General features: G+C 54.6%; 11 protein-coding genes. 6 read left to right on the forward strand and 5 right to left on the reverse strand.

The genetic code is table 11. The annotated features are described in order from the left end of the window. The first annotated feature begins 1 nt into the window (after nucleotide 1). Complete coding sequence (locus SH287x_RS19435) at nucleotides 2-1,792, forward strand: hypothetical protein (RefSeq protein WP_479516057.1); 1,791 nt, start codon at nucleotides 2-4, stop codon at nucleotides 1,790-1,792. Nucleotides 1,793-1,872: 80 nt separating this feature from the next. On the opposite strand, the gene hisF is transcribed toward SH287x_RS19435, so the two are convergent. Both hisF and SH287x_RS19445 read right to left on the reverse strand, forming a co-directional pair. After that, complete coding sequence (hisF, locus tag SH287x_RS19440; protein WP_479516058.1) at nucleotides 1,873-2,679, reverse strand: imidazole glycerol phosphate synthase subunit HisF; 807 nt, start codon at nucleotides 2,677-2,679, stop codon at nucleotides 1,873-1,875. A gap of 185 nt (nucleotides 2,680-2,864) precedes the next feature. Further along, a complete protein-coding gene (locus SH287x_RS19445; protein ID WP_479516059.1) occupies nucleotides 2,865-3,542 on the reverse strand; it encodes a class I SAM-dependent methyltransferase in 678 nt (225 codons plus the stop codon). Between the two features lie 623 nt (nucleotides 3,543-4,165). Between SH287x_RS19445 and SH287x_RS19450 the strand changes: the two genes are divergently transcribed. The 5 genes from SH287x_RS19450 (at nucleotide 4,166) to SH287x_RS19470 (ending at nucleotide 9,154) form a co-directional block, all read left to right on the forward strand. Continuing rightward, the gene (locus tag SH287x_RS19450; RefSeq protein WP_479516060.1) at nucleotides 4,166-5,152 is read left to right on the forward strand and encodes an alpha/beta hydrolase; all 987 of its coding nucleotides are present in this window, start codon (nucleotides 4,166-4,168) and stop codon (nucleotides 5,150-5,152) included. Between the two features lie 52 nt (nucleotides 5,153-5,204). Continuing rightward, nucleotides 5,205-6,146, forward strand: coding sequence for an orotidine-5'-phosphate decarboxylase (gene pyrF, locus SH287x_RS19455; protein ID WP_479516061.1), 942 nt, complete (start codon nucleotides 5,205-5,207; stop codon nucleotides 6,144-6,146). A gap of 62 nt (nucleotides 6,147-6,208) precedes the next feature. Further along, nucleotides 6,209-6,649, forward strand: a complete 441-nt coding sequence (locus SH287x_RS19460; RefSeq protein ID WP_479516062.1) for a sirohydrochlorin chelatase — start codon at nucleotides 6,209-6,211, stop codon at nucleotides 6,647-6,649. 10 nt (nucleotides 6,650-6,659) lie between these two features. After that, on the forward strand, nucleotides 6,660-7,313 hold the full coding sequence (locus SH287x_RS19465) for a helix-turn-helix domain-containing protein (RefSeq protein WP_479516063.1): 654 nt from the start codon (nucleotides 6,660-6,662) through the stop codon (nucleotides 7,311-7,313). 92 nt (nucleotides 7,314-7,405) lie between these two features. Further along, the gene (locus SH287x_RS19470) at nucleotides 7,406-9,154 is read left to right on the forward strand and encodes an amidohydrolase family protein (RefSeq protein WP_479516064.1); all 1,749 of its coding nucleotides are present in this window, start codon (nucleotides 7,406-7,408) and stop codon (nucleotides 9,152-9,154) included. A gap of 7 nt (nucleotides 9,155-9,161) precedes the next feature. Here the strand turns inward: SH287x_RS19470 and SH287x_RS19475 are convergent, their stop codons facing one another. The 3 genes from SH287x_RS19475 to SH287x_RS19485 all read right to left on the reverse strand — a co-directional run bounded on the left by SH287x_RS19475 (nucleotide 9,162) and on the right by SH287x_RS19485 (nucleotide 12,240). Continuing rightward, nucleotides 9,162-10,019 carry a TrmH family RNA methyltransferase gene (locus SH287x_RS19475; RefSeq protein WP_479516065.1) on the reverse strand — a complete coding sequence of 286 codons (858 nt, stop codon included), beginning with the start codon at nucleotides 10,017-10,019 and terminating at the stop codon, nucleotides 9,162-9,164. Nucleotides 10,020-10,038: 19 nt separating this feature from the next. Continuing rightward, on the reverse strand, nucleotides 10,039-11,295 hold the full coding sequence (gene hpnH / locus SH287x_RS19480) for an adenosyl-hopene transferase HpnH (protein WP_479516066.1): 1,257 nt from the start codon (nucleotides 11,293-11,295) through the stop codon (nucleotides 10,039-10,041). A gap of 312 nt (nucleotides 11,296-11,607) precedes the next feature. After that, entirely contained in the window at nucleotides 11,608-12,240 is a 633-nt protein-coding gene (locus SH287x_RS19485) for a SpoVG family protein (protein WP_479516067.1), read from the reverse strand. Nucleotides 12,241-12,712 lie beyond the last annotated feature (472 nt).

A 12,712-nucleotide genomic window follows, 5' to 3' on the forward strand; every position in this document is an offset into this window, starting at 1 on the left:
CATGTCCTCAGAGACCAACGCCAGCCATCCTTCTTCTGACGATATTCAAAACATGCACTCTCAAGAAAACCACTCTTTGTCTCATTCCAATCCGCCCGAACCGCGTGGGGAAACTGACATCAGCCCCCAGCCGTCCACGCGATCTTCGGTTGTCACCCGCGTCGGTGAACTTTCCTTGCGAATGATGCTGGGTGAAATCACCCGCCAGGAGCACCAGGAACTGGAGCAGCTTCTTTTACAAAACCCAGAAGCGCGCCAAAGCTATTACCACCTGCTCGATGTTGATCAGGGATTGATCGAACTGGCACAGTCGAACCCGGCAGACAGTGAACCGCCCTCCCTGCTCATGCCTGCAGCGCCACAGGCTCCACCCAGCCGATGGAGACGTGCCTATTTGGGAACAAAATATCTGGCGGTCGTTTTAGCCTCTGTTCTTTCGACGCTGGGCGTTTCTCAATTACTGGCAACGACTCAACAACCAGCGACAGTGATCAATCAGCAACGGATTGTCGTGCAACCGACGACACCGACGTTTCTTGCCACTCTGGTACGATCTCAGGATTGCGTCTGGGAGGATCACGCGATCCCCCTCTTTGGCGGCACAAGACTTCTTTCCAGTGATTTACGGCTGAAAAGTGGTGTCGCCGAATTTCGCTTCGACTCAGGGGTACGCCTGGTGCTCGAAGGCCCGGCCCAATTAAGGATCATGTCTCATCAGAGTGCCTATCTCGACTCGGGAAAAGTCGTGCTTCATGGGCATGAAATGGCCAATGAATTTGCCCTCATCACCCCGCGAGGAACAGTGTTTGATATCGGCACGGAATACGGGGCTTTTGTCAATCAGGAGGGGGATGTCGAACTGCATGTCTTTGATGGACAGGTGCGGATTGAATCCGCCATGGTGCCCGAGGGCGAAGGGATTATTGACGCAGGGGATGCCCGACGAATCAGCGCGACCCAGATCGATTCCATGTCATTGAATCCAGGCGATTTTCAACGAGAGACGCCAGAACAAACGGCAACGGGGAGGCCAAAACGAGGCGGTCTTTTGGCCTATGATGGTTTCTCAAGTTCAGAGCAACAATCTGACGATTCCCAAGGGGGATTTGGCTGGAGTGGCCCGTGGCTGCACCATATCGGAGCGGCTAGAAAAGCCAATGTTACATGGGATCATCAAGCCACATTAGAACCTGAGTCGCGACGTCAACCAGAGCGCGATGGACTTCTTCGGCTCACTTCCAAGAAAGACCTGGCCAAACGCTCGTTGGAACAGCCCGTTCGACTTGATATCGACGCCGTCTATTATCTGAGTTTTTACCTGAGGAAAATAGAAGACATCGATCCCCGGAAAACTCAGTATGCCAGTGTCTCACTCCGCTGCTCTGACTCGGGCAATACGCAGCGGCGTATTTTGGCAGGCATGAACTCAGAGCGTCTGCCGATCCTGTCGCATAACGATCAAAACCTTCAGGTGGCTCCGCCGTTATCTGTCGGGGAATCGTATTTCTATGTCATGAAAATCGTGGCGGGAAGTCACGGGCCGGATCAGGTCTTTTTGAGGGTCTACTCTCAAGACGAAACCCCACTGACCAGCGAACCCCTGGCATGGACAGCGATCTCAAACCCTGACTACGATCAGACATCCTATGACCATCTCATGATCTATTCACAGGGGACATCCTATGAAGTGGATGAGATCCGTGTTGCAACCAGCTGGGAAGCCGCAGTCTCTCCTGCCACGCCAGATCAGCCCGCCCATGCTGCAGAGGCGGATTCTGCTGGCAGTGAATAAAAGTGTGGCCGTGAACGACGTGTGGGCGCTGCCATCTCTGGCGGGAATTTCCATTTCCTGAAGCCGTGGGCCGTCCCAATTCATGAGACCATGGGGTGTCCCAGGCCAATGGGAGGGTTCATTCGTACGGGAACGCCATGATCGAGCAGATACTGCTTGGTGGCACCGATCGGATGTGTTCCATAGTGAAAGATGCTCGCAGCCAGAGCCGCACTGGCGTGACCTTCCTGCAGGATCTGTCGCAAATGCTCAGGATGACCTGCCCCGCCACTGGCCACGACAGGAATCTCCACCGCGTCAGCCACAGCGCGGGTCATTTCAAAGTCATAACCGTCCTTGGTGCCATCAGCATCCATCGAGGTCAACACGATCTCGCCGGCACCCAGTCGTTCCACTTCTTTGGCCCATGACACTGCTTCCAGCCCGGTTGGCTTGCGGCCTCCATTAATATGAACTTCCCACGTCACCGATCCATCGGCCTGTGTCACACGTCGTGGGTCAATGTTCACAACAATACATTGCTTGCCAAACTTCAACGCCGCCGCCCGGACAAATTCAGGATCTTTAACAGCAGCCGAGTTGATCGAAACCTTATCGCATCCGGCTTGAAGAAGAGTGCGAATATCGTCGAGATTCCGAATCCCCCCACCTACCGTCAGTGGCATAAAGCAGACCTCAGACGTTCGGCGAACAACATCATGAATGATGCCGCGTTCTTCGTGGCTGGCCGTAATATCCAGAAATACCAGCTCGTCGGCCCCATCACGTTCATAGCGGGCCGCCACTTCTACCGGATCGCCAGCATCCTGGAGATTGAGGAAGTTCACCCCTTTAACCACCCGGCCAGCATGAACATCAAGGCAGGGAATAATTCGTTGATAAAGCATAAATCGTGCCTGGTCAAAAGTGAGGCGTTCTGCCTCGCGGCATGAAAGAGGTGGTGAAGGAATCATTTCCCGCCGTGGGCAGGATTAATCCACCAACAAAACGAAAAATGTTCTCTCAAGAATGGCGGCAAGACTTCAGACTGACAAGCGCCACGAGCCAAAGTTCACTCGAAGGAGAAGTCTCGCTATTCGCAGATTCCGACCAGTGTCCAGTGCCGATCACTCGTCATCATGACTTCCGTTAACAGAGGCAATGTCCTGGCGATGGCGATGATTTCTTCCCATGTCAGAGCCGCTGCCAACGATTGGCGGAAGAGTTGCCGCTGATGTGCTGTCTCGCCGGCAGCATGCAAATCGACGAGGGCTTCGATCGCTTCGCTGGATTCTGGCCGGGCCAGATCGCGGACAAATATCCTCCCGCCTGGTTTCAACAGACTGGCAAATTCGTGCAGTAAACCAGCCGCATCGGGCACATGATGCACCAGACTGTTCGACATCAGCACGTCAAACTTTTCCCCCTCTTTCACGAGTTGGCTGGAAGTTGTTTCTCGCAAGATGATGCGCTGTGAAAAGTCCTTCTGGGCCACGTTTTTACGGGCAATCGCCAGCATCGCTGAAGAAAGGTCAACAGCCACCACTCGCCCGAGTAACGATTGCTGACAAAACTCCAGAGGAATCCGAGCCGTCCCGGTGCCGATATCCACCACACAGGTGCTGGAGGTCAACGAATAGTTTGTCTTCTGGAGGGCAGCCAGCAAATCCGTCACAAACGACCTGTTGACCGCTTGAAAATCCATCAGGTCATAAGCGAGGGCTTCATCGAGAGTCTCCATCACTTCTGGTTCAAGCACACGCGGCAACATTGTTCAACCTCTCGTTCACTGATCGGTCAGAATGAATTCATCTCGACCACAATTGTCTGCTGAAGTCGACAGGAGCAGCAAGCCACCTTCCCCCTTGATGTGAGGGATTTTCCAGTGGGTGTTATCAATAAAAAGCGTGACTGGATCACTCTCGGTGAGTAGAGAGCATGGCCGTCGTTTGACATTAGGACTCGCCCTCACCCAGCCTCTCCCATCGGAATGGGAGAGGAGTCAATCAACCCCATTAACAACCGATTTTCTGGCGGCGTAAGACCCAATCGTGGATGAACGACTGACTTTCAAACGCCGCCCCAAACCCTGCAAGGGGCTGGTGGCGTAAGACGCAATCGTGGATCAACAACTGACTCTCATACGCCGCCACGAAGCCCGCAAGGGTACGCGAGGGGGGGCGTTGTCAGTGGTGGCGCTTGTGATTAATCTGGCTGCTGACTCCAGCCTTCTTCTGTGCGGAGGTGTTTTCTCGGGCAGGCTCTGAGTTTCATCACTTCGCACTGCGGGGAAATTTTGCACTGCTGATTTCCACAAAGATTCTCCCCATCACGAAAGAAAATGCCTAAGCTGTTGCATCTCTCATGATTTCACACCCTTTCAGCAGAGGCGATATGCGACTCCATCCTCTTCTTCACCCGGTCAATCTTCTTCAATCGGTCAAGCTTATTCACTCTGTGAAACCGGCATGGGTCTGGACGCTGGTGCTGGCATGCTCACTGGCAGTGCCAGCGACCGCCGCAGAGACGGAAAAGGTGATTGACCTCTGGCCGGAAGGATCGGCTCAGAACGCCCCTCTGGCTGCTCCCGAAGGGCTGGCTCCGGCGTTGACTGCCGGGCGAAAAGTGGCTCGTCTGCAAAATGTGGCCAAGCCCACACTCACGATCTTTGAACCCCCTCAAGAACTCAAGAATGGAACCTCGGTCATCGTCTGTCCGGGCGGGGGGTATAACATCCTTGCCATTGAGCACGAAGGGACTGATGTCTGCCAATGGCTGAACTCGCTGGGGGTCACTGCCATCCTGCTGAAGTACCGCGTTCCCGCCCGCAAAGACCAGCCCAACTGGAAAGCGCCTCTGGAAGATGGCCAGCGCGCGATCGAACTGGTGCGTGCCCATGCCAAAGAATGGGGCCTGCGTGAAGACCGCATCGGGATTCTGGGCTTCTCGGCGGGTGGCCATCTGGCGGCATTGGCCAGCACGCGTTTTGATCATCCAGAAGCGACACCCACAGAAAAAGTTGTAGAAAAGGTCGCAGAAAAACCGACAGCCAGTCCAAGTATCCGTCCGGATTTTACGATTCTGGTTTATCCCGCTTACATGACCAAAAGTGGCGAGCTGACGGATTTATTCCCGATCAGTTCCAAAACACCACCTGCCTTTCTGGCACATGCGTTCAACGACCCCGTCACCTGTGAAAGCAGCCTCTTCTATGCCCGATCTTTGAAGAGTGCCAATGTCCCCTTCGACCTGCATATTTATTCCACGGGTGGGCATGGGTTTGGAATGCAGAAGGACGCCGGCCCGGCGGCTACCTGGCCCGCTCGTTGTGAAGACTGGCTGCGGTCAAGTGGCTTGATCCCCGCTCAAGTCGCCAAATAAAGCCTCCGTGCTGTTGTCTATTTTCTTGGTTTTTTGTCTTTGAGATCCCGACATGGCCTCATTCTCTGAACGACTGGATCGTGCGATTCAGTCGAAAAAAACGCCTGCTCTCGTGGGCCTTGATCCTCGCTGGGATCTTCTTCCCCAGAAGATCAAGACCGCGGCAGAGTCGATGTATGATCATCCGGCTGCGGTCATGGCGGCGGCGTTTGAAGAATTCTGCGTGCGGGTCATTGATGTCGTGGCACCACTTGTTCCTGCCATCAAACCGCAAGCCGCCTTCTTTGAAGAATTAGGCCCGGAAGGAAGCGTGGCTCTGGCGCGCGTCATTCGTTATGGCCGGGCGCAGGGTTTGGTCGTAATCTGTGACGCCAAGCGTGGCGACATTGGCACGACGGCAGAAGCCTATGCCAAAGCCTATCTCGCGGGAGAAGATCCCCAGGCGGCCCCTTATGCGGCCGATGCGTTGACCGTCAGTCCTTATCTGGGTGACGACACGCTGGCGCCGTTCGTTAAGCTTTGTCATGAGCGAGGCGCCGGAATCTATGTTCTGGTTCGTACCAGCAACCCCGGTTCGGGATCATTTCAAAACCACGTCAATTCCCAGAATCAGACGCTGTATCAACGCGTTGCAGAGACGGTGGAACAATTGGCCGCTGCTTCGACAGGGACGTCACATTACGGCGCGATCGGGGCTGTTGTTGGTGCGACGTATCCTCAGGAACTGGGGGAACTTCGCCAGCAGATGCCGCACACGCCACTTCTCATTCCGGGATATGGAGCGCAGGGGGGGGACGCGAGTGATGTTGCCGCCGCTTTTGACCAGCAGGGTCTGGGAGCCGTCGTCAACAGTTCTCGAGGGATTAACTTCGCTTTCCGCAGCCCGGCTTACGCGGAAACTTTCGGTGAAAACCAATGGGAAGCGGCGACTGAAGCCGCCACCCGGGCCATGATTGCCGACCTGGCAGAAAACACCTCCGCAGGCCGACTCTAAACAGTGATGACGATGTCTGAAGCGAACGATGCGAATTTTTTCATTAAGTCAGGAACTGCTGAATGACGGCAGAAGCAGGAGCCATGGAACAGGAAAACCTTATCGCGGATGGTCGCGCCGCTTTTGAAAAGACGGCTATTCTGCTAATTGCACACGGCAGTCGCCGATCGGTGGCCAATACCGATCTGGTGCAGATTGCCGACTGGCTAAAAGCCGCTGGCCATGCTGGCCCGATTGCTTGTGGATATCTGGAACTTGCCCAGCCGGACATTCTGACAGCCGCCCGCACCTGCCTTGTTCCGGGGATTGAGCGATTGCTGATGCTCCCTTATTTCCTCTCGGCTGGGGTGCATGTCACAACAGATCTGGAGGAATACCGAACGGTTCTTGGCAAGGAATTTCCCCACGTGAGCGTGATTCTCTGTCCTCATCTCGGACTGCATCCTCTCATGTTGGAAATCGTGCAGGATCGTTTAAGAGAAGGATGGCAGGAACTGAATTAATAATAGTGTGATGACGTGGTGCTCTCCCGCTCCCAACCATCTCACACCAAGAATTCACAATCAGCAGAGTGTGTTGTCATATCACCACTTATGGTATGCTCCCGGTATGAACCTCGTCGAACTGGCTCAGCGCATCAAAAATCTCCGGATTGATCAGCGGCTCACGCTCGATCAGGTCTCTTCGCGCACGGGATTAACACGGAGCTGGTGGTCAAAGGTTGAGAACTTTCGGATCACGCCTTCCTTGCAATCCCTGGGACAAATCGCCGCCGCTCTGGGGGTGACGGTTGCGGAACTCGTGGAAGGGCTTGACCGCAAGCCACAGATGGCGATCACCCGGAAAGGCGAACGACAGCTTGTCGAACGCAATCCCGAAACCTCGAATATCGTTTACGAATCGCTCGCCCATGTCCGTCCCGATCGCGCGATGGATCCGTTTCTGCTCACCGTGCCTGTGGGTGGACAGCGCAAAGAAGCACTGGGGCATGAAGGTGAAGAATTCCTTTTAGTCGTCAACGGCAAGGTTCAACTGGAATACAACAACGAAATTCTGGAACTCGAAGAGGGCGACAGTCTCTACTTCGATGCCACCACGCCGCACCGCCTGCTGAACCCCTATCAAGCAGATGCCCAGGTTCTTTGTGTCTTTTATAGCGGCCGGTAATTATCGAAAGTGGATCAAACCCAACTTGATCTGCTCAACTTGACCTGCCGGAGTTGCCAGCAACCGCCGGCATCTGATTACAATCAGCAAGTATGACACCTGCTGAAGCCGTCCATCGTTGCCAACAACTCATGTCCCACGCCTGGATGGTGCGGACATTCCTCAAGCATTCCCCGGAAGCGGAAGACTTTCCCGAACTGATGGGCATGGTGCGTGCCGCTTTTGATCTTTCCCGTGCCCTGGAAACACAACGGGAGCTTCCGGAAAAATATCTGTTGATGCTCCGAAGGAAGTTGCCGAAGTTCAAAGCCAGCATCAAGCAGTTCACTGAAGATGCGGCCCGGATCAGCGATCACACCAATTTCAAAATGGCGGTTGAATCGATCACCGTCGTGGCAACCGATCTGGAGGCCATTCTCAAAGCCTGCCCCGTCGGGCCGCAAACTCCACCGCCCGTTCAGCTTCCCCGTCGGCCCACCGCTGCCGTCACTCCTTCTATTGCACCCGCGCCATCCCCCTCAGAACAGCAGATCATTGATATCGACTGGCTGATTCGCCCCAAGTTCGATCCTGAGGTGAGCAAACCACTCACCCGGCAAGACTGGGAATGCCTTGAGCACTGCCGCCTGATTATTGAACATGGGATGATTGTTGATCTTCGACCACAACCAGCCGGCAGCCGTCGTACCGGTCGCGTCATGATTCCCCCGTTGGTCAATGCTCACACGCACCTGGAATTTTCGGCGCTGAAGGAACCTTATCCGACGTCGGGAACATTCGCCGACTGGATCCGTGCCGTTATCACGGGCCGACAACAAGCCCCCAGCCAATCATCTTCAGGCCCGTCACACTCTCCCGTCAGTGCCATCACTCAGGGAATCCAGGAGTCGCATCAACATGGCGTACGAATGATCGGCGAGATTGCCACCGAGGGCTGGCTGGAACTTCTGAGTTCGCCAGACATCCTCAAAGATCAATCGTCATCATTGGGCCTCCGCGCGAAAAACCTGCGAATGATGCTCTTTGCTGAAGTGCTGGGGTTCTCTCCCGAGCGACAGCAGCAACTCCTTTCGCGAGCTTCTCAATTGCAGGAAGCGATCTCGCGCAGCGGCCAGGAAGGATGGCATTTCGCTCTCAGCCCGCATGCTCCCTACACGGTTCCAATATCGCTGCTGGAGAACGTCGTTGAGCTGGCGAAGACTCATCAGGTTCCGGTCGCCATGCACCTTGCCGAAACCCGCGAAGAACTGGAACTTCTTGAAAAGGGAACCGGCCCGCTGGCTCAAATGTTGCAGGATTTTGGCCTTTGGGAGACCGCTCTTTTCGGCGGACGAAGCCTGTTCGAGGAATTGGAGTGCCTGGCAAAAGCACCTCGCAGCCTGATCATTCATGGCAACTATCTGACCCCCGACCAGATGAACATGATCGCCCAACACGATCAGATGTCGGTGGTCTGGTGCCCGCGCACGCACCGGGCTTTTGGACACGATCCTTATCCCTGGCAAGAATTGCGATCACGCAACATTCCTGTTGCGCTGGGCACTGACAGCCGGGCTTCCAATCCGGATCTGTCGCTTTGGAATGAGCTTCGCGAAGTCGGCCGATTACATCCCTCAGCCGACCCTTTGGATCTTCTGCCGCTAGCCACCATCCACGGAGAACAGGCCCTTGGGCTTGCTTCAGTTCAACCTTCTTTACATCCCGGCAGTCCCGCCATGTGGACGCTTCTTCAATCTCGGCATCCACATGACGCCACCCCCGCTTCATTGCTGGAAATGACCTGCATCAACGAAATGGATCCTGCTTTTCAAACCACCGGGGTCAATGCGATTGTGAAATGATCACGGCTTAAGAAAACTGATAAAGGAAGATTCCCGCAGCAACAGCCACGTTCAGGCTGTCAACATCGGGTGGCATGGGGATCGTCACCAGATGATCGCACTGGTCAATCCATTGCGATGTCAGTCCTTCTGCTTCGTTCCCTAACAGCAGGGCGAGCCGTTGCGGTCGCTGAATGGTCTTCAATGAACTGGCGGCATCGCTTAAGACTGTGCCCATGGTTTCAAAGCCAAACCCGGTACGAAGACGCTCCAGATCCTGCGACAGATTACGGCTTTCACGAATTGGCAATTGAAAAATGTTTCCCATCGAAACACGGATCACCCGCCGGGAAAATGGGTCGCAGCAGGCATCACCCAGCAAAAGTCCCTGAGCACGAAAGGCACTGGCAATCCGGATGATGGCTCCCAGGTTTTCCGGGTTGTCGCAATTGGGACAGACCACCAACAGCATCTGCCGGGGAATGTCGGGTTGTCTTAAAGATGTGGCTGACAATGCAGAAGTTTGCAGCGCATAGGGCGGCGGTGGTTCGGGAAGTCCCAGCAACGCCTCCAGTGAGAATGTTCGCTCGCGGCGACCGCATCCCATGACCCCCACATGGAGATGAAAACCAATCAGTTGAGACGCCATCGCCGTCGGGAGGACATAAACCGGGAGATCAGCAGGAAGTTGATCGGCCCAATGACTGACACGTTCTTCCGTCAGTAGCAATGACTCCACTTCAAAGCGACTGGCAAGCAGACGCTCCACAGTGCGAACGCCTTCGACAATGAAGTATTTTCCATGGCGCATCACCCCCTGGCGTTTGACATCGCGGTAGACATCCAGCCGGGGATCGCTCAGATCGGTGACAGAAATTAGCGGCATGGCAACAGTGGCTCATCACTCAAGTATGCAAGGCCACAGAGACCTGTTCAGACTCGACCGAATCCGCAGCAATTCGTGACCGCCCGGGGGATAAGGTCGCGGGATGAGGTTCCAGTTGAACGAGATTACTGTTCGAGGCACAGGAAGAACTGCTGGCCGACATGCCGCAAGCCATCTGCCCCACCGGAGCTTCAATCACATTCAACGTGGCACCTGATGAACCCGTGGTGACGGACGATTCTAATGGTGGCAGGTTTTTCTGGCGCGGGCCAAATAGTGTGCGAATGGCGGTCGCATACAGACCATTCCAGCTGCCAAAGGTGGCAGCGACGGCTGTGGGTTCATAGCCGCAATGCACCATACAGTTGGCGCACTTGGGGTTCCCGCTGGCTTGGCCGTATGCGGGCCAATTGGTCGTTTCCATCAACTCCCGGAAGGTGGAAACATAGCCTTCATTCATCAGATAACAAGGCTTCTGCCAGCCAAAGAGGTTGTAAGTCGGGCTACCCCAGGGCGTGCATTCCAGATTCCAGGCTCCTTGCAGGAATTCGACAAACAGTGGGGAAAGATTGAATTTCCAGCGGCGTTTGGCATTCGCAAACAACTGGCGAAAGAGCGAGATGGTCTGCTGCTTCTGCAAGAAGAGCGTCTGGATGGGGGCTTTTTCGTACTGATATCCTGGCGAAAGCATCATGCCTTCCACCCCCAGATCAGCGAGCGTGTCGAACATCTCCCGCAGCGCTTCCGGCTGAGCGTTGTTATAAACCGTGGTGTTGGTGGTCACCCGGTAGCCTTTGGCGATTGCCGTTTTGATCGCATCAATCGCGACCTCATAGACACCATCCCGGCAGACAGCGAAGTCGTGCTCTTCCTTCGGGCCGTCCAGATGGATTGAGAACGTCAGATAAGGGCTGGGCTGGAACTTGTGGAGGTGTTTTTCCAGAAGGATGGCATTGGTGCAGAGGTAGACGAATTTTTTGCGAGCCACCAACCCGGCGACAATCTCACCAATCTGGGGATGAAGCAACGGTTCGCCACCGGGAATCGAGATGACGGGGGCACCGCATTCTTCAGCAGCGGCAAAGCATTCTTCAGGTGAAAGATTCTTCCGGAGAATCTCCACGGGATGCTGAATCTTGCCGCATCCGGCACAGGCCAGATTGCAACGGAACAAAGGTTCCAGCATCAGCACGAGGGGATATCGCTTGTTGCCCCTGAGCTTCTGCTTAAGAACGTAGCTGGCAATCGTCCACATTTGACGGACAGGAACCGACATTCGCGACAACCTCCATGTACGCGTTCAATCAACCGGCAGTCAGCGAAAATTGCAGGCACGCACAGATTTCGCCACGACCCGACAGGCAGCATACCAGAGAACGGTTTCCAATACCCATATCAGAACCGTTTCTTCTCAAGAGATGTGGCTGAAGTCGTGCCGTAGAAATCAAAAAAAGAAGACCGTCGAAAGCGGTTTTGCTCTCGACGGTCTTCTTTTTGAATGGTTTTGATGAGCGAAATCACAGGTACGGTGCCACTGCACTGAATGCGACGCTCGTACACTGAATGCGACAGCGTGACCGGAATTCCATTAAACGAGACCTGATCCAAAACCTTCCTCTTCCAGTTGTGCCACCCGATTGACGTAAGTGTGCTTTGGCCGGGAAGGAGGTGCGATGACAGCAACGGAGGAGACCGCAGCGGGGGTTGTCGCTGCCATACCGGGATTCATGCTGTAGCCGGAAACCAGTGCTATCTGTGGTTCGCGTTCGCTATAGACGAGTTCCTCGACTGATGTGGCGTAGGATTCTTCACCGAAGTCGTCGTAGGTGCAGATGTAGCCGGGGAGTTTGGCTTTCTCCAGTTCCAGCGAGTAGGCCACAATGACGCTGGCCTGGATGCGCTCGCGGCATTCGGAATTGATCGGATGTGCAATGTCGGCATAGAGCTTGGCGCGTCCGTCATCGGCCTTGTTCGCCCGTTCTTCATGCAGTTGGCAACCGCACTCATTACAGAATCGGGCACGAAGATGGTTCTTGCATGAACAGCGCGGGCAGCGATCCATCAGTTTACGACTGGGCATCGCCACAAACGAGCCACGCGTCCCTTGAATGATCTTCAAATCACGGATGACAAAGCACCCATCAAGTGTGACCGAACAAAACGCCTGAAGTCGCTCACTGGGATCATCCATGAGCTTGATGCGAATTTCAGTAATTTCCATGGCCGTACTCCTCATCATCCGGAATGACGAACACTGGTTGACAATGACCAAACTGTTCAAAAACAAGCGACACAACAAAAAAAGAACATCGAAGAAAATCGGTCGACACCGCGCCCGTCACCCGGCAGTGATTCTGGGAGTCACGGGATGGCAGCATCGAGGGCTTTGTTTTCAAGAGCGTTCATATCAGGCCAGCACGAATGGCTGAGCCGTTTTTCAGTTTTCAACATGACCACAAGAGATGGAACCCGTCGAAGATCCAGGACACTGGGTCTGAAACAACACCGGGTCTGAAGCAGACGTGATTTGTTTTTTACACCGACATGACAAAACTCGCTGTGCCCTGGAAAAACGCGACAAACATCGCTGATTCCAGCCAGGACAGAAATCTTGTCCGAATCATTTTCATCAGGAGGAAATCGCGACACGTGCTCTGACAGCCTCAAAGACCTCCCGATCTGCACGTGATCTC

Source organism: Planctopirus sp. SH287 (genome assembly GCF_056500625.1).

What these genes read in the sequence shown, in the direction of transcription:
- SH287x_RS19435 (WP_479516057.1), top strand. Translation starts at nt 2, where the DNA reads ATGTCCTCAGAGACCAACGCCAGCCATCCTTCTTCTGACGATATTCAA.
- hisF (WP_479516058.1), bottom strand. Translation starts at nt 2,679, where the DNA reads ATGCTTTATCAACGAATTATTCCCTGCCTTGATGTTCATGCTGGCCGG.
- SH287x_RS19445 (WP_479516059.1), bottom strand. Translation starts at nt 3,542, where the DNA reads ATGTTGCCGCGTGTGCTTGAACCAGAAGTGATGGAGACTCTCGATGAA.
- SH287x_RS19450 (WP_479516060.1), top strand. Translation starts at nt 4,166, where the DNA reads ATGCGACTCCATCCTCTTCTTCACCCGGTCAATCTTCTTCAATCGGTC.
- pyrF (WP_479516061.1), top strand. Translation starts at nt 5,205, where the DNA reads ATGGCCTCATTCTCTGAACGACTGGATCGTGCGATTCAGTCGAAAAAA.
- SH287x_RS19460 (WP_479516062.1), top strand. Translation starts at nt 6,209, where the DNA reads ATGACGGCAGAAGCAGGAGCCATGGAACAGGAAAACCTTATCGCGGAT.
- SH287x_RS19465 (WP_479516063.1), top strand. Translation starts at nt 6,660, where the DNA reads ATGACGTGGTGCTCTCCCGCTCCCAACCATCTCACACCAAGAATTCAC.
- SH287x_RS19470 (WP_479516064.1), top strand. Translation starts at nt 7,406, where the DNA reads ATGACACCTGCTGAAGCCGTCCATCGTTGCCAACAACTCATGTCCCAC.
- SH287x_RS19475 (WP_479516065.1), bottom strand. Translation starts at nt 10,019, where the DNA reads ATGCCGCTAATTTCTGTCACCGATCTGAGCGATCCCCGGCTGGATGTC.
- hpnH (WP_479516066.1), bottom strand. Translation starts at nt 11,295, where the DNA reads ATGTCGGTTCCTGTCCGTCAAATGTGGACGATTGCCAGCTACGTTCTT.
- SH287x_RS19485 (WP_479516067.1), bottom strand. Translation starts at nt 12,240, where the DNA reads ATGGAAATTACTGAAATTCGCATCAAGCTCATGGATGATCCCAGTGAG.